The organism is Paracoccus sp. TD-10 (assembly GCF_048270675.1).
GTDB classification, from domain to species: domain Bacteria; phylum Pseudomonadota; class Alphaproteobacteria; order Rhodobacterales; family Rhodobacteraceae; genus Paracoccus; species Paracoccus pantotrophus.
This window is the reverse complement of record NZ_CP182418.1, coordinates 1330660-1345492: the sequence shown is the minus strand read 5'-3', so window position 1 is coordinate 1345492 and position 14833 is coordinate 1330660. Positions and strand designations below refer to the sequence as shown.

Annotated in this window: 13 protein-coding genes; 7 read left to right on the top strand and 6 right to left on the bottom strand. The window is 67.3% G+C overall.

Annotated elements, in window-relative coordinates; genetic code table 11:
* Positions 1–119: 119 nt before the first annotated feature.
* The 3 genes from ACNKFW_RS06630 to ACNKFW_RS06620 all read left to right on the top strand — a co-directional run bounded on the left by ACNKFW_RS06630 (position 120) and on the right by ACNKFW_RS06620 (position 2484).
* Positions 120–1247, top strand: coding sequence for an aminotransferase class V-fold PLP-dependent enzyme (locus tag ACNKFW_RS06630; protein WP_147428006.1), 1128 nt, complete (start codon positions 120–122; stop codon positions 1245–1247).
* Between the two features lie 96 nt (positions 1248–1343).
* Positions 1344–1772, top strand: a complete 429-nt coding sequence (locus ACNKFW_RS06625) for a DUF883 family protein (protein ID WP_024844563.1) — start codon at positions 1344–1346, stop codon at positions 1770–1772.
* A gap of 10 nt (positions 1773–1782) precedes the next feature.
* Positions 1783–2484, top strand: a complete 702-nt coding sequence (locus tag ACNKFW_RS06620) for a phage holin family protein (RefSeq protein ID WP_024844564.1) — start codon at positions 1783–1785, stop codon at positions 2482–2484.
* 83 nt (positions 2485–2567) lie between these two features.
* Here the strand turns inward: ACNKFW_RS06620 and grxD are convergent, their stop codons facing one another.
* The 4 genes from grxD to ACNKFW_RS06600 form a co-directional block, all read right to left on the bottom strand.
* The gene (gene grxD, locus ACNKFW_RS06615; RefSeq protein ID WP_024844565.1) at positions 2568–2930 is read right to left on the bottom strand and encodes a Grx4 family monothiol glutaredoxin; all 363 of its coding nucleotides are present in this window, start codon (positions 2928–2930) and stop codon (positions 2568–2570) included.
* Between the two features lie 53 nt (positions 2931–2983).
* A complete protein-coding gene (locus ACNKFW_RS06610; RefSeq protein ID WP_024844566.1) occupies positions 2984–3226 on the bottom strand; it encodes a BolA/IbaG family iron-sulfur metabolism protein in 243 nt (80 codons plus the stop codon).
* 236 nt (positions 3227–3462) lie between these two features.
* The gene (locus tag ACNKFW_RS06605; protein WP_244314587.1) at positions 3463–4590 is read right to left on the bottom strand and encodes a Hint domain-containing protein; all 1128 of its coding nucleotides are present in this window, start codon (positions 4588–4590) and stop codon (positions 3463–3465) included.
* Between the two features lie 1090 nt (positions 4591–5680).
* The gene (locus ACNKFW_RS06600) at positions 5681–6322 is read right to left on the bottom strand and encodes a TetR/AcrR family transcriptional regulator (protein WP_024844568.1); all 642 of its coding nucleotides are present in this window, start codon (positions 6320–6322) and stop codon (positions 5681–5683) included.
* Between the two features lie 148 nt (positions 6323–6470).
* On the opposite strand from ACNKFW_RS06600, the gene hpbA reads away from it, so the two are divergent.
* Positions 6471–8507, top strand: coding sequence for an N-methyl-L-proline N-demethylase HpbA (hpbA, locus tag ACNKFW_RS06595; protein ID WP_418024095.1), 2037 nt, complete (start codon positions 6471–6473; stop codon positions 8505–8507).
* A 434-nt stretch (positions 8508–8941) separates the two neighbouring features.
* Here hpbA and ACNKFW_RS06590 read toward each other — a convergent pair whose 3' ends face one another.
* A complete protein-coding gene (locus ACNKFW_RS06590) occupies positions 8942–9316 on the bottom strand; it encodes a DUF305 domain-containing protein (protein WP_024845392.1) in 375 nt (124 codons plus the stop codon).
* Positions 9317–9598: 282 nt separating this feature from the next.
* Between ACNKFW_RS06590 and ACNKFW_RS06585 the strand changes: the two genes are divergently transcribed.
* The gene (locus ACNKFW_RS06585) at positions 9599–11590 is read left to right on the top strand and encodes a PhoX family protein (RefSeq protein WP_147428007.1); all 1992 of its coding nucleotides are present in this window, start codon (positions 9599–9601) and stop codon (positions 11588–11590) included.
* Positions 11591–11657: 67 nt separating this feature from the next.
* On the opposite strand, the gene ACNKFW_RS06580 is transcribed toward ACNKFW_RS06585, so the two are convergent.
* Positions 11658–12884: a metallochaperone AztD gene (locus ACNKFW_RS06580; protein ID WP_147428008.1), complete on the bottom strand. Its 1227-nt coding sequence runs from the start codon at positions 12882–12884 to the stop codon at positions 11658–11660.
* Positions 12885–13186: 302 nt separating this feature from the next.
* Between ACNKFW_RS06580 and ACNKFW_RS06575 the strand changes: the two genes are divergently transcribed.
* Positions 13187–13852, top strand: a complete 666-nt coding sequence (locus ACNKFW_RS06575) for a DUF1007 family protein (protein WP_147428009.1) — start codon at positions 13187–13189, stop codon at positions 13850–13852.
* Positions 13834–14730 carry a nickel/cobalt transporter gene (locus tag ACNKFW_RS06570; RefSeq protein ID WP_147428010.1) on the top strand — a complete coding sequence of 299 codons (897 nt, stop codon included), beginning with the start codon at positions 13834–13836 and terminating at the stop codon, positions 14728–14730. Before ACNKFW_RS06575 ends, ACNKFW_RS06570 begins: the two co-directional genes overlap by 19 nt.
* The last annotated feature ends 103 nt before the right edge of the window (positions 14731–14833 follow it).

Genomic DNA, 14833 nt, shown 5'->3' with positions numbered 1-14833 from the left:
TTCCCCCTGAAGCTAGTCGGGCGCGGCGCGGCCGGCAAGGGGCTGCGGTTCCGGTCGGGGCTGGCCGCGGCCGCAACGCCGCGCTAGGCTGCCGGCAAAACCAGCAGAAAGGATTGGCCATGCCCGGATTGCGCCCCGATGTGGACCCCGAGGGATTGCAGGAGTTCTCGGTCGTCTTCACCGACCGCTCGCTCAACCACATGTCGCAGAAATTCCAGGGCGCGATGCGCGACATCTCGGCCACGCTGCGCGAGGTCTATGGCGCGGATGCCGTGGCCCTGGTCCCCGGCGGCGGCACCTGCGCCATGGAGGCGGTGGCGCGCCAGTTCGGCCGCGATGCCCATGCGCTGATCGTCAGGAACGGCTTTTTCAGCTATCGCTGGAGCCAGATCTTCGAAGCGGGCGGCTTTGCCCGCCAGACCACGGTGATGATGGCGCGGCCGCAGGGCAACGAGCCCCGCGCCCCCTTCGCTCCCGCCGCGATCGAGGAGGTGGTGGAAAAGATCCGCGACACCCGCCCCGATGCCGTCTTCGCCCCGCATGTCGAGACCGCGGCAGGCATGATCCTGCCCGACGATTACATCAAGGCGCTGGCCGATGCCGCGCATGAGGTGGGCGCCATCATGGTGCTGGACTGCATCGCCTCGGGCGCGATCTGGGTCGACATGCGCGAGACCGGCGTGGACGTGCTGATCTCGGCGCCGCAAAAGGGCTGGTCGGCCTCGCCCTCGGCCGGGATGGTGATGCTGTCGCCGCGCGGCATCGAGCGGCTGGAGACGACGGTCAGCGACAGCTTCGCGCTGGACCTGAAGAAATGGCGCGCGATCATGAAGGCCTATGAGGACGGCGGCCATGCCTATCACGCCACCCTGCCGACCGATGCGCTGCTGGGCCTGCACGACGCGATGGAGGAGACGCGCGCCTTCGGCTTCGAGGCGGCGCGCGAGGCGCAATGGCGGCTGGGCGACGCGGTGCGCTCGGAACTGGCGCGGCGCGGGCTGCGCTCGGTCGCGGCCGAGGGCTTTGCCGCGCCGGGGGTGGTGGTCTGCCATACCGACGACCCCGAGGTGCAAAGCGGGCGCAAGTTCCTGGCCGCCGGCTACCAGATCGCTGCGGGCGTGCCCCTGCAGCTCGGCGAGGGCGAGGGATTCCGCAGCTTCCGCATTGGGCTTTTCGGGCTCGACAAGCTCAAGGATGTCGACGGCACGATGGCGCGGCTGGTTTCCGCCTTCGATGCGGCGCTTTGACGCTGCGGGCAGGAAATCGGGGCCGGTCCGGGAACGATCTGCGGGTTTCCGGGTTGGCTCTCCGAAACCGTTGCAGCCTTGCGAAAGGACAAGATCATGGCGAACCACGAAGCCACCGCCGACGAACTGAAGGCCAAGGCGCGCGCGGCCGCTGACGATGTAGGCCGTCATGCCAGCCGCGCCGCCGACGAGGCCAGCGCCGCCTATGAGACTGCCCGCGAGAAGGGCGCCGAACTTTACGAGACCGCGCGCGAAAAAGGCGCCGAATTCGTCGAGGACGCCAAGCGCCGCGGCGCCGAATATGCCGAGACGGTCCGCGAGCGGGGCCATGATTATGCCGAGCGCGCCCGTGACGAGGCCCGCCGGCTTTACCGGCAGGGCGAGCGCCAGGCGCATGAGGTCGCGGCCCATGCCGAGGAATATTACGACGAGGTCTCGAACATGGTGCGGCGCAACCCGGCGCAGGCGCTGGGGATCGCGGCCGGGGTCGGCTTCCTTCTGGGTCTGATCATCGCGCGGCGCTGAGTCTCGGCGGATGTTCGACTATACCAGGAAACTCCAGCTCGCCCTGACCGACAGGCTGCGCCGCACCGGCCTGTCCGCCGGGGCAGGCGTGGCCCTGCTGATCGGGGCGGGTTTCCTGCTTGCGGCGCTGTGGACCTGGCTGGCCGATCACCTGGGTTGGGGGGCGCTTGGCGCCTCGCTGGCGATCGGTCTGGGCTTTCTGCTGATCGGGCTGGTGGTGATGCTGATGGCGCGCAAGGAACGCCATCCCGTCCCCGGCACCGACGAGCTGAAGGCCGAGGTCGAGGAGCGGCTGATGCTGGCCGCCGATATGGCCGTCGAAAAGGCCACCGGCGCGGCGGATGCGGCGCTGGAGCGCGCCTCGCAAAAGGCCGGCCAACTGATCGACCGGGCCGAGCAGCGGGTGCATGCGCTGACCGACAGCCTGGCCTACAAGGCGGATCGGCTGGCCGACCGCGCCGAGGCCAGCGTCTATGGCGTCGCGCGCCGGGCCGGTGAAAGCGCCGTCGGCACCCTGGGCTTGCCGCCCGATACGCTGCGCCGCGCCGCCGGGACGGTGCAGGGCGCCTCGCAGTCCCGCGCGGCGGCCATCGCGCCGCTGATCGGCGCCTTTGCCGTGGGGATGACGCTCGCCTCGCGCTTGCGGCAAGGGCGCCACCGCGACGAGCCGGACTGGGAAGACGCCGAGGACCGGACCGAAGATCCTTATTGAGGATCGTCCCGCAACCCCTTGACAGAAAAAGACCCCGCCGGCGGCGGGGTCTGTCTTTCCTGTCGCGGCTGGCACGCCCGCGGTCAGGCGTTCGCCTCGCGGATCTTGTTGGCGGCATCCTTGTCATAGGTGACGCCGGCCTTGTCGAACAACTGGTCCAGTTCGCCCGACAACGTCATCTCGGTGACGATGTCGCAGCCGCCCACGAACTCGCCCTTGACGTAAAGCTGCGGGATGGTGGGCCAGTCCGAGAAATCCTTGATGCCCTGGCGGATCGCCTCGTCGGCCAGTACGTTCACGTCGCGATACTGGACGTTCATATAGTTCAGAACCCCGGCCACGCGGCTTGAAAAGCCGCATTGGGGCATCTCCTTGGTGCCTTTCATGAACAGGACGACATCGTCTGCGTCGATCGTCTCCTGGATTTGCTGGCGTGCATCGGTCATTTCGTCCGGTCCTTGCTGAAGCGCCGCCTGGCTGCGACTACTTGCGGTTGCTCTTAATCGGGTGCCTTGGTGGTCAGCGCAAGGGCATGCAGCGCGCCGTTGGGGCCGTCCATATGGCCCTGCAGCGCCGCATAGACGGCACGTTGCTGCTGAACGCGGTTCTGGCCGCGGAAGCTTTCGTCGATCACCTCGGCGGCATAGTGGTTTCCATCCCCGGCAAGGTCGGTGATCGTGATCTTGGCATGCGGAAATGCAGCGCGGATCAGGGCTTCTATATCCTGGGCTTCCATCGCCATGGCGGATCCTTTCTTTGTTCTGCAAGATGTAGGGGAAGCCCGCGCGACCCGCAAGATCGCCCGGCCCGCGCAATCGCTTCGCCCCCGCAAGGCGGGGCAGAACCACCCGCCGTCTTGCGGGTCGCGGATCCGTCTCGGCCGCGGGCGGGCGCCGCCGCCCGCAGCCCCCGTGCGGCGGCGCGAGATGAAGAACGGGCCGGCCGGCCCGGCCCAGGTGCCTTGCGGTTGCCCGGCGCCTATTGCACCAGGAACTTGCGATGCTGGGCGTGACGCACGGCCAGCTTGCGCCCCATTCGGCCCGAGGCCAGGATACGCGCCCCTGGCGGCACATCATCCTCGGGCCGGTCGCGCAGTTCGGGGAAAAGCGCAAAGATCTCGGCCTGGGCCTGGCGGCCGACGGATTTCAGCGCCTCGGGCCCGGTATAGAGCGATTCGGTCTCGGCCCCCTCGGACAGCACGATCTCGTGCTGGTCGAACAGGAAGTGGAAATATTCGACCGCCGGCATGTCGTCGGCGATGTCGATGCCGTTGATCTGCAAAAGCTGCTTGGCGGCGACCAGGACCTCGGGCGTGCCGAACATCTTCAGCGCGATCTTCGAGCGCACCAGGATCCGGTGCTGGGGCGAGACGATCAGGTCGCGCAGGGGCAGCCCCTTGCCAAGCGCGCCGGCGGCAATGCGGATCGGGCGCAGGTTCGGGCTGGTGTCCAGCGTCTTGCTGCACAGCACGCGCGAGCCGATCCAGCGCACCGGCTGCAAGCCGTTGTCGCGGGTCACGACCAGCATGCCGGGCGCCAGTTCCTCGACCGGCAGCGGCCCTTGTCCGGTTTCGATCAGCGTCCCGCGGGCAAAACAGGGAAAGCAATGCCGATCGGTGAAGATGCCGTTGTAATCCAGGTCATAATTGCTCGACCCGTCGGGAAACGAGACCGAGGTGATGGGGCGGGTGGTCAATGCCTCGACCTCCTGCAGCGACGCGCCCCTGGGCGGCGGCATCAGGAAGGTATTGCCGGCGGTGTCCTGCATGATGCGGACTGGCAGGATCAGCGTCTCGTGGCTGCCGTCGGGATTGGCGAAGGTGACGGCGGTGTTCCTGACGACGAAGGTCGAATCGACCTTGTGGCTGGCGATGGTGCCGTCGCCATCGGCGTCGTGGCGGATGGGCTCGGCAAGAAAGCCGGAGGGGCTGTCGGTATGGATGATACCGTCCCGGTCGATGTCCAGGGCACTGACCTCGACCAGCTGGCGCGACAGCGGAGCCGCCTGCGAGCCGAAGCTGGCGCCGCCCAATATGGCGCTGGCCTTGCCTGCGCCGGGAACGAGTTCCCAGGGATCCATATCGGGCAGTTTTCCCAGGAAGATCATCTTTTCGCAGTCGGGTCCGGCTGGACCGCAGTGATTTTCGAGACCGGCATAATTGAAAGACATTTTAACACTCACCATCAGATACGAGCCCTTGCGGGGGACCGCGTAATCGTTTGCCCTGCGTGACCGATTCAGGCAGACAGAGCCATTCACCGAAAATGGCGGTTCCAGCACCAAGGCCGGACGAATCCGTCAGGAGCCGCGACGCGCAGTATCGGGCCAACAGGGCGCCGACCGGTTTTGTCTAAAAGATATAAGCATCTTGACAAGCGAAAAAACTGAACTGTTCTGTTAAAAATTAAGCGATTCTATCTGGTTAAGCCGTCTTGCGGCCGATGGCGCGCCCGGGGCGGGTTGCCGGACGCATGGTCCTGCATCTGCCCGGTTGAACCCTCGCGGGATGGCCCCGGGATCGCGGCAAGGAAGCCGTGGGCGGCGGCGCGGGCAGGGCGGGTCATGCCCTGTGCCATCCTGTTTCTCTCAGCCTGCGCCCTCGCCGCGACCGTCATCTATTGGTTGCCAGTCCTGGCCGTAGCGGAGCATCGCCAATACAGACCTGCGCGAAGGGGTCGATCGGTCGCTCTGCTTCATCGTCAGCACCACGTTTTGCCCGCCATTTATAGATGAGGGGTCGCGCAACCCGACCTTCCTGCTCGACCTGCTGAACAGTCAGCTCGCCCGCATTCAGTTTGTTGATGACGAACTTCTTGAAACTGGACGGCCAGATGCGCCGTCCCGTCGAGCTGATGGGGATCGTAAAGCCGGATGGCTGGAAGGGGGGGTGTCTTTGGTCATGCTGTCCTTCGGGTTCGAGACAGCATTACACCGGCACAGGCTGGCGTTCAGAGCCTGCGAGCGGGGTCAGGTGCAACGCTTACAGGGAATCGGGGGGCCGGCACCGCGCAGGCCGCGTCCGCGATCAGGGTCGGCACGCCATGCGCACGCCGTGCGACGCGGCAGCAGGCCGAGTTTGCAGAGCAAACGGAAGCCCGGCGATGCTGCAGTCGATGAAGCGTCGCCGCCCTGGCGCGGCACCTTGACCGAAACCCGCTCGAACCGGCAGCCTCTCCATATCGCTGCCGGGGCGCTGTTACGGTGGCGGCTTGGCGGCGGTTTTCACCCGGGCGTTGAAGCGGGCGATCTCGCGCGGCTCGGCGCTCTGCCCGGTATAGATCTCGACATAGGTCGGGATGCGCGCGAGCCGGGTTTCCAGCTCCTCCTGCACCCGCATCGAGATATAGCCGATCTGCGTCAGATAGATGGTGCGCGCCCGCACGTCGGCCTCCTGCTCGCCATGCCCCCAGCGCACCAGCATCTCGCGCAGCGCCGAAAGCCGCGTCTCGTCCGCAGCCGCGACGCGCACGGCCACCGTGTCGTCCTGCAAGGCCCAGCTGCGCACCGCGAATTCCAGCTTGCTGTCGAAGACCCCCGACAGAAAGCAGGCCAGCACGTTCAGCATCGCCTCCGCCCGGCTCTCGGCATATTCTTGCGCCGCCTTGACCAGGGGATCGGTCGTCCGCTCCTCCCAGCCGTCGATCAGCGCGGTCAGCAGCGCCTCGCGATCCTCGAAGAACCAGTAGAAGCTGGTGCGCGACAGGTTCAGATGCCGGGCCAGGGGCTGGATCTTCACCGCGTCGATGCCGCCGTCGATCAGCGCCTGGTAGCCGGCCTCCAGCCAGCCCTCACGCGACCCACGCCATCCGGTTTCAGCGGTTGCTGCACGATTTCTCATGCCCTTGCAGTAGCCCGGTATTCGATTCGCCGCAAGAAAAAATGTCCTGTCATGATCCCGTTGTGTGCATGATTGATTTTTTAATTGACACATATGAACATTGCCCCGATCCTGAGCGGCGACTCCCCACCCCGCACAGGCAGAGCCGATGTCGAACGATCCCCTTCTGCAGCCCTATCAGCTGAAGCACCTGGTGCTGCGCAACCGCATCATGATCACCAGCCACGAGCCGGCCTATCCCGAGGACGGCATGCCCAAGGACCGCTACCGCGCCTATCATGTCGAGCGCGCCAAGGCCGGGGTGGCGCTGACCATGACCGCCGGCTCGGCCTCGGTCTCGCGCGACAGCCCGCCGGTGTTCAACAATATCCTGGCCTGGAAGGACGAGGTGGTCGGCTGGATGAAGAAGCTGACCGACGAATGCCACGACCACGGCTGCGCGGTGATGATCCAGCTCACCCATCTGGGCCGGCGCACCCGCTGGGACAAGGCCGACTGGCTGCCCGTCGTCTCGCCCAGCTTTGAGCGCGAGGCGGCGCATCGCTCGTTCCCGAAGAAGATGGAGGACTGGGACATCGAGCGCATCATCGGCGACTATGTCGATGCGGCCGAGCGCATGAAGGCCGCGGGGCTCGACGGGCTTGAGATACAGGCCTACGGCCATCTGATGGACCAGTTCTGGTCGCCGCTGACCAACGACCTCGATGGCCCCTATGGCGGCAGCCTCGACAACCGGCTGCGCTTCACCTTCGACGTGCTGCGCGGCATCCGCGCACGCTGCGGCGAGGATTTCATCCTGGGCGTGCGCTATACCGGCGACGAGGACCTGCCGGGCGGGCTGACCGCCGAGGACGGGCTGGCGATCTCGCAAAAGCTCAAGGACAGCGGGCTGGTCGACTTCCTGAACGTGGTCAAGGGCCATATCGACACCGATGCCGGGCTGACCGACGTGATCCCGGTGCAGGGCATGCGCAACGCCCCGCATCTGGACTTCGCCGGGCAGATCCGCAAGGCCACCGGCTTCCCGACCTTCCACGCCGCCAAGATCCCGGACGTGCCGACCGCCCGCCACGCCATCGCCGCGGGGCTTCTCGACATGGTCGGCATGACGCGGGCGCATATGGCCGACCCGCATCTGGTCCGCAAGGTGACCCTAGGCCGCGAGGACGACATCCGCCCCTGCGTCGGCGCCAATTACTGTCTCGACCGCATCTACCAGGGCGGCATGGCCTTCTGCCTGCACAATGCCGCCACCGGGCGCGAGCAGACCATGCCGCACACCATCCCGCCCGCCCCGGCGAAGAAGCGCATCACCGTGGTCGGCGCCGGTCCCGCCGGCATGGAGGCCGCCCGCGTCGCGGCCGAGCGCGGCCATGCCGTCACCGTCTTCGAGGCCGCCGACCAGCCCGGCGGCCAGATCCGCCTGACCGCGCTGGACGAGCGCCGCCGCGAGATGATCTCGATCATCGCCTGGCGCATGGCGCAATGCGAGAAGCATGGCGTGAAGTTCCGCTTCAACACCTTCGCCGATGCGGCCGAGGTGCTGGCCACCGAGCCCGACGAGGTGATCGTCGCCACCGGCGGGCTGCCGCATGTCGAGGTGCTGGAGGCGGGCAACGAGCTGGTCTCATCCGCCTGGGACATCCTGTCGGGCGACGTGAAGCCGGGCCAGAACGTGCTGATCTTCGACGATGCCGGCGACCATGCGGCGCTGCAGGCCGCCGACCTGATCTCGGCCAGCGGCGCCGCGGTCGAGATCGTGACCCCGGACCGCAGCTTCTCGCCCGAGGTGATGGCGATGAACCTGGTGCCCTATATGCGCAACCTGCAAAAGCGCGACACCACCTTCACCGTCACCTGGCGGCTCCGCTCGGTGACGCGCGAGGGCAACCGGCTGCGCGCGCGCCTGGGCAGCGATTACGGCGCCTTCACCCGCGAGCGCATCGTCGACCAGGTGGTGGTCAACCACGGCACCCGGCCGCTGGACGAGCTCTATTTCGAGTTGAAGCCGCTCTCCTCGAACCTGGGCGAGGTCGATTACGAGGCGCTGACCACCGGCGGGTTGCAGGAGGTGCGCAAGAACCCCGGGGGCCGCTTCCGCCTCTACCGCATCGGCGATGCCGTCGCCGCCCGCAACACCCATGCCGCGATCTACGACGCGCTGCGGCTGCTCAAGGATCTGTGAGGCACCAGGGGAGCGGGGAGGCACGCCGACGCCATGCTGCATCCGGGAGGTGAACCGAAATGCCGAGACACCAGGCTTGGCAAGGCTTTCTCGATGTCGCCTTGCCCGCCATGCGGGCACGCGCCCGTGACGGCAATTCGCCGGCCTCGCTTCAGGGCATTTCCGAGGCAATCCTCTCGGTTGGGGACCAAGGGGCGGCACCGGCCGGCCTGCCGGTGGTCGAGGCTTGGCTCGACACAGCCCTGGCCGTCCCATGGAACACCAGGACTTGCCGATCTTTTGCAGGCGGTGCAGCGGCTGGCGCCGCTCATGTGCTGGCGCAGGCGGACCGGCGATGCCGCCGCCAGCGCGAATGTGCCGAAAGCCATGCCAATGCCATGCTGCTCGGCCCCGCCGGCATCCAGGAGCGCCGCGACCCCAGGGCCTGGACCGGGTTATTTTCCGCGATCCTCCAGCCATTTCCGCATCATGGCGATTTCGGCCTCCTGGGCCTTGATGACCTCCTCGGCCAGCTTGCGCACCTCGGGGTCCGAGCCGTGCTCAAGCACCACCCTGGCCATGTCGATGGCACCCTGGTGATGCGGGATCATGCCGCGCATGAAATCGACATCGGCATCGCCGGTATGCTCGATCATCATATCGGCATGCATCCTGTCCATCGCCGCGACATAGGCCTGGGTCGAGGGGCTGTCGGCATGGCCCGCGTCCATGTGATGGCCGTGCCCGTCGCCATCGCCGCTTTGCGCAAGGGCAAACCCGGCCGAGATCGCGACCGCGCCGGCAAAAAGGATCGGTGTCAGCCTGTTCATCCGAACCTCCTCGGGATCGAGGGGCGCGCGGGGCTCGTCCGGAGAACGGCCAAGCCGGCCGGGCACGCGCAGGCGCCGCGGGGAATGTCGGGGATGTGGAGCTTCACGGGAAAACCCTCCTCAGTTGGATACGGGTCGAAAGAATAGGGCTTCTTGCCCCAGAAAGGTCAAGGGCCCGGCTGGGGCGGGCCGGGCTGTCACCTTTCGGTCAGACTGGCCGGTTATGGAACGCCGGGCAGCCCCGGCTTCTTGCGGGGCCGCGCCATCAGCCAGGAGCGTCCCATGACCGAGCAACACCCTTCCCGCCATGTCTTCCGCACCAGCCAGCTGGAGGAGGCCGACGGACCGGGCCACAACCCGACCGACAACCGCACCATGGGCGAGATCATCGCCGCCCGCTTCTCGCGCCGCGGCTTCCTCAAGGGATCCATGGCCGCGACCGCCATCTCGGCCACCGTCAGCCCCTTCGCCCTGCTGGCCGCCGACGAGGCCAGGGCGCAAGGCGCGCCGGAAGGTTCGGCCTTCGATTTCCCCGAGGTAACGGCCGGCGTCGATGCCGACCATCACGTCGCCCAGGGCTATGACGCCGACATCCTGCTGCGCTGGGGCGACAAGGTCTTTGCCGATGCGCCGGACTTCGACCCGCTGAACCAGTCCGAAGCCGCGCAGGAACGCCAGTTCGGCTATAACAACGATTTCGTGGGCTTCATCCCGCTGAACGGCGCCGATGACCGCGGCCTGCTGGTGGTCAATCACGAATATACCAACGAACACCTGATGTTCCCCGGCATCGTCACCGTCGAGAACGGCAAGATCGCCGTCGCCGAGGCGACCGAGGCGCGCGTGGACATCGAGATGGCCGCCCATGGCGGCACGGTGATCGAGATCCGCAAGGTGGACGGCAAATGGCAGCCGGTGCTGGACGGGGCGCTGAACCGCCGCATCACCGCCAAGACGCCGATGGAGATCCGCGGCCCGGCCGCCGGGCATGCGCGCATGCAGACTGCGGCGGATCCGACCGGCACGAATGTGCTGGGCACGATCAACAACTGCGCTGGCGGCGTCACGCCCTGGGGCACCTACATCATGGCCGAGGAGAACATCCACGGCTATTTCACCGGCGCGCTGCCCAAAGGCCACCCCGAGGCCGAGAACTACAAGCGCATGGGCATCCCCGAGGACAGCTATGCCTGGGGCAAGTTCCACGACCGCTTCGACATCGGCAAGGAACCGAACGAGCCCAACCGCTTCGGCTGGATCGTCGAGGTCGATGTCATGGACCCGAACTCGACCCCGAAGAAGCGCACTGCGCTTGGCCGCTTCAAGCATGAGGGGGCGGCGAGCGCGCTGGCCAAGGACGGGCGCGTCGTCTTCTATCTGGGCGACGACGAGCGTTTCGATTATGTCTACAAGTTCGTGACCGCCGGCCGCTATGATCCCGAGGACCGGGCCGCGAACCTGGACCTGCTGGACGAAGGCACGCTTTACGTCGCGCGCTTCGACGAGGATGGCAGCTTCGTCTGGCTGCCGCTGGTGCACGGGCAGGGGCCGCTGACTGCCGAGAACGGCTTCGAGAGCCAGGCCGACGTGCTGATCGAGACCCGCCGCGCCGCCGACCTGCTGGGTGCGACGCCGATGGACCGGCCCGAGGATATCGAGCCCAATGCCGAGACCGGCCGGGCCTATGTCATGCTGACCAACAACACCAAGCGCGAAGAGGCGAATGCCGCCAACCCGCGCGTGGACAATGCCTTCGGCCATATCATCGAGATTCTCGAGGACGGGGGCGATCTGGCGGCGACCAAGGGCAGCTGGGAGATCCTGCTGCAATGCGGCGATCCCTCCATCGCCGAGGTGGGCGCGACCTTCTCGACCGCAACCACGGCGAATGGCTGGTTCGGCATGCCCGACAATTGCGCCATCGACAGCGACGGGCGGCTCTGGGTCTCGACCGACGGCAATTCGCCTTCGGATACCGGGCGCACGGATGGTCTTTGGGCGGTGGATGTCGAGGGCGCGGCGCGCGGCACCTCGCGGCTGTTCTATCGCGTGCCCGTGGGGGCCGAGATGTGCGGCCCCTGTCCGACGCCGGACCTGACCACCTTCTTCGTGGCGGTGCAGCATCCGGGCGACGGCGGCGAGGATTGGGAGGGCCACGGCCGGCCGTCCTATTACGAGGACCTGTCGACCCGCTGGCCGGATTTCCGCGACGACATGCCGGTGCGCCCGGCGGTGGTGGCGATCACGAAACAGGGCGGCGGCCGGATCGGCTGAAGGGCCGCGGGCAGGCTTGGGGCAGGGGGCGGGAAACCGCCCCCTTTTTCCGCAATCCGCGTCGCGGTCAATGCGTCAGGCCGCTGCCGCCGGTCACGGCGATGGTGTAGGGCGCGCCTCCGACCGGCACGGTGCCGCGTTCCGTCAGATCCTCGGCCGAGAGGCGGCGGACAAGGCCGGCATTCGGATCGGTCACAAGGATTTCCCCCCCGGCCATGGCGATGCGTGGGCGCGGGTCGTTCCAATGCCCGTCCATCGAATAGGGCTCGGTCACCTTGGCGCCGGCGGCGATCTCGGCCTTCAGCAGGTCGATGCGGCGCAGGCTGCCATCCTCGGTCAGCACGTAGCCGGTCGAGGGCTTGGCGGGGTCCAGCGCGAAATCCACCCTGCGGAAGGGCAGCTTGATGTAGCGGTAATGCGGCTCGTCCACCGGGTCGATGACCACCAGCCCGTCGGGGCCGTAATTGCCCAGGAACACCTGGATGCCGGTCGAGCCCAGCAGCGTGCCGGTGGTCACGCCCTGCGGCAGCTCGGCGGGATAGGGCAGCAGCCTGTATTCCGGCCCGCTCGCCCCGGCCCTGACGGTCAGCACGCCCTCCTTGCAGCCGGCGGCCAGATAGGCGCCCGAGAAGGCCTCGCCATGGATCGCGGTGCAGGTGGCCAGCTCGCCCGCCGACCTGCCCTCGGCATCGAAGGCTTGCAGGCCGAGGCGCGGCACCGAGGCGTCGCCCTCGACCTTCTCGTCCGAGGCGACGGTGGAGAGCCAGTTGCCCCCCAAGGGCGCGACGAAGCCGTGATGGGCGCGGGCCTGCGGGAACTTGACCGGCTCGACCTTGCCCTCGGCCAGCGCGGCCCCGTCGAGGATCTCGGCATAGCCGCCATTGTCGTAGTTCAGCACCACCTTGCCGTCGTGATCGACCAGGTGGAAGGGCCGCGGGCCGGTCAGGCTGGCGTCGATGGCCGCGGGATCGACAACCTCGATGTCGCGGTGGTCGCCGTGGTCATGGAGCGAGATGCCGCTCTGGATGAACTGCACCGTATCGGCATCGGACTGCACCGCGGCGACCACCGCGCCGCCCGCCACGGAATACAGCTTGGCCTGGCCGGTGGTCGGGAAGGTCCAGCGATGGTCGGGTGCGGACAGGTCGAACGCCGTGACCTGGCCCTTTTCATGGTCGCCGACGAAGACACGGTAAAGCGTCACATCCTCGTGGTCGTGATCGTGGTCCTGCGCGGCGGCCGCGCCGGCCAGGATCAGCAGCAGCGCGCTGGCGCCCGCGAGATGTCTGAACATGGTTTCTCCTTCATGGGGTTCGGGATGAATCGGCGGCTCGCAGCGGCTGGCCGGCCGTGCAGGGGCTCATTTCCTGGCAATTCCTGGTATCGCGGGATGACGGATTCGAATTTTCGTGATGTTATTACATTACCAAACCGGGGAGGCAAGGCATGTCGTTCACGGTTTCCCTTGCCGCGCCGGAAATCCGACAAGGGGCGAGGGCCAAGCAGGGGTGAAAGCCGCGACGCATCGGCAAGGGGCGTCCGAACGCCGGTTTTGTGATTTGCCTCGGCCGATCCCCGCGGCATAAGGCATGCCTCATGCGCTGCCTCCGGCCTGTCCTGCTGTCCCTGCTGTCGATCCTTGCCCTTGCAAGGGCCGAGGCGCATCCGCATGTCTTCATCGACACTGGGCTGACCTTCCGCTTCGACGGCGAGGGCAGGCTGGGCGCCGTCAGCGTGGTCTGGGCCTTCGACGACTTCTCCTCGATGCTGATGGTCGAGGATATGGAAATGGACCAGGACGGCGACGGCGTGCTGACGGATGACGAGATCGCCCGCCTGACCGCCATGTTCAGCGACTGGCCCGAGGATTTCGCCGGCGATCTCTACCTGACCCGCGACGGCAATCCTGTCGCGCTGTCGGGACCGCAGGAGGTCGCGGTGCGCTATCAGCAGGGCAGGATCGTCGTGACCCATATCCGCGCGCTCCTGGACCGGATCCGGCCCGAGGATGGGCGGATCGAACTGCAGGTCTATGACCCGACCTATTACACCTTCTACGATCTGGTCGGGGCGCTTGAAATCAGCGGCCGGGACGACTGCCGCGTCGAGATCGAAAAGGCCGATATCGCCGCCGCGCAGCGCAAATATGGCGACGAACTGGCCAAGCTGACCAATGACGAGATCATGGACCAGGGCAAATACCCCGATGTGGGCGGCGATTTCGCCGACGACATGAGGCTGGAATGCGCAAGGCCGTCCTGATCGCCCTGCTTGCGCTGGCCGTGGCCGCCGGCCTGGTTCTCTGGACCGGGCTGGATGATCGCGTCGCCCGCATGGCGGTGGGCTGGCAGCGCGACTATCAGAATGCGCTGGCGCGGGCCTTGCGGGCCTTGCGGGGCGGTGAAACCGGCGCGGTCACGGCATTCCTGGGCATTTGCTTTGCCTATGGTTTCCTGCACGCGCTGGGGCCGGGGCACGGCAAGGCGCTGATCGGCGCCTATGGCCTTGCCACCGACGTGCCGATGAGGCGCATGGTCAGCCTGGCCGCGATCACCAGCCTTGCGCAGGCGACGGTGGCGGTGGCCGTGGTCTATGCGGGCGTCTGGATCTTCGGCGGCGCGCGCGATCGCGTCGAGGGCGCCTCGGCCAGCCTCGAGCCGTTCTCGGCAGCGGCCATCGCGGCGCTGGGTATCATCCTGTGCTGGCGGGGGTTTCGCAGGCTGGCCGCCGGCCGGCACCGGCACGGCCATGCGCATTCCGAAACATGCGGCTGCGGCCATGCCCATGTCCCGGATGCCCAGGACGTCCTGGCAGCCCGTTCCTGGCGCGAAGCGGCCGCACTGGTCGCCGGGGTGGCCCTGCGTCCCTGCACCGGGGCGCTGTTCCTGCTGATCCTGACCTGGCGCTTCGACCTGGACGTAATCGGGATCGCCGGCGCCTATGTCATGGGGATCGGCACCATGATGGTGACGGGGCTTGCCGCGGTCGCCGCGGTCGCCCTGCGCCGCGGGGTGCATGTCTCGCTTCCGGCCCTTGGCCGCGCCTCGGTCATCGCCAGCCTGGTCGAGATCGCCTTCGGTGGCCTCGTGGCGATCTTCGCCATCGCAACGGCGTTCCGCCTGGTCCAGGCGCCGTTCTGAACCGCACCGAATACCGCACCGCATGAACCCACCGTGCCAGGCAGGCTTGCGCCCGCCTTGCCCTGGCAAAAGGCAGCGCGGCTGTTCGGCGGGCGGTGGAGGG

What these genes read in the sequence shown, in the direction of transcription:
- ACNKFW_RS06630 (WP_147428006.1), top strand. Translation starts at nt 120, where the DNA reads ATGCCCGGATTGCGCCCCGATGTGGACCCCGAGGGATTGCAGGAGTTC.
- ACNKFW_RS06625 (WP_024844563.1), top strand. Translation starts at nt 1,344, where the DNA reads ATGGCGAACCACGAAGCCACCGCCGACGAACTGAAGGCCAAGGCGCGC.
- ACNKFW_RS06620 (WP_024844564.1), top strand. Translation starts at nt 1,783, where the DNA reads ATGTTCGACTATACCAGGAAACTCCAGCTCGCCCTGACCGACAGGCTG.
- grxD (WP_024844565.1), bottom strand. Translation starts at nt 2,930, where the DNA reads ATGACCGATGCACGCCAGCAAATCCAGGAGACGATCGACGCAGACGAT.
- ACNKFW_RS06610 (WP_024844566.1), bottom strand. Translation starts at nt 3,226, where the DNA reads ATGGCGATGGAAGCCCAGGATATAGAAGCCCTGATCCGCGCTGCATTT.
- ACNKFW_RS06605 (WP_244314587.1), bottom strand. Translation starts at nt 4,590, where the DNA reads ATGATCTTCCTGGGAAAACTGCCCGATATGGATCCCTGGGAACTCGTT.
- ACNKFW_RS06600 (WP_024844568.1), bottom strand. Translation starts at nt 6,322, where the DNA reads ATGAGAAATCGTGCAGCAACCGCTGAAACCGGATGGCGTGGGTCGCGT.
- hpbA (WP_418024095.1), top strand. Translation starts at nt 6,471, where the DNA reads ATGTCGAACGATCCCCTTCTGCAGCCCTATCAGCTGAAGCACCTGGTG.
- ACNKFW_RS06590 (WP_024845392.1), bottom strand. Translation starts at nt 9,316, where the DNA reads ATGAACAGGCTGACACCGATCCTTTTTGCCGGCGCGGTCGCGATCTCG.
- ACNKFW_RS06585 (WP_147428007.1), top strand. Translation starts at nt 9,599, where the DNA reads ATGACCGAGCAACACCCTTCCCGCCATGTCTTCCGCACCAGCCAGCTG.
- ACNKFW_RS06580 (WP_147428008.1), bottom strand. Translation starts at nt 12,884, where the DNA reads ATGTTCAGACATCTCGCGGGCGCCAGCGCGCTGCTGCTGATCCTGGCC.
- ACNKFW_RS06575 (WP_147428009.1), top strand. Translation starts at nt 13,187, where the DNA reads ATGCGCTGCCTCCGGCCTGTCCTGCTGTCCCTGCTGTCGATCCTTGCC.
- ACNKFW_RS06570 (WP_147428010.1), top strand. Translation starts at nt 13,834, where the DNA reads ATGCGCAAGGCCGTCCTGATCGCCCTGCTTGCGCTGGCCGTGGCCGCC.